Below are 623 nucleotides of genomic sequence, written 5' to 3' on the forward strand. Positions count from 1 at the left end.
CTCTGCAAAACTTGTGCATGCAGGCGGATCGCAGCTAGAGGTGTACGTAACTCATGAGCTGCATTTGAGGTGAAACGTTTTTCACGTTGCAAACTTTCTGCAATTTCACTCAATAATGTATTTAATGAATTCACCAAAGGTTCGATTTCTTTGGGTACGACAAGATTAATAGGTTTTAAATGCTCAATCGACTGCTTTTCCAAGTTTTGACTGATGCTGAACACAGTAGAAAGATGGCTGCGTATGATCTGTAAAATCAGCCAGGACAGTAATGGTAAAAAAAATGCTGAAATCCCTATTAAAAATAACAACATATCTCTCTGAATATCCTGACGGATCGTCCAAACCTGTGCAATTTGTACTTGTATAGTGTGGGTGCTGTCCCAAACCGAATAACTGCGATAGGTTTTATTACGAATCTGAATCCAGCCAAAGTTGGCTTGCTGGACAAACGGATGTGTGCCAATGCCAACCGAACGATAAATCAACTTGCCATTACGATGCCAGATCTGGAATATAATCTGATTATAATGCTCCCCTTGAGCTTTCTCGATGACCGTATGATCCGGGATTCGCCCCGCCAGTGAACTTGAAGTAGTCGAAAGTAAAGCATGGGCTGTTTC

1 protein-coding gene is annotated in these 623 nt (G+C 41.6%); it reads right to left on the reverse strand.

All coding sequences use genetic code 11. From position 1 onward, the window contains the following. Nucleotides 1–623, reverse strand: a 623-nt coding sequence (locus EXE10_RS21160) for a histidine kinase dimerization/phospho-acceptor domain-containing protein (RefSeq protein WP_323052842.1), incomplete at both ends; no start/stop codon positions are given.

The organism is Acinetobacter sp. WCHAc060033 (genome assembly GCF_004209125.1).
GTDB lineage: Bacteria > Pseudomonadota > Gammaproteobacteria > Pseudomonadales > Moraxellaceae > Acinetobacter > Acinetobacter wuhouensis.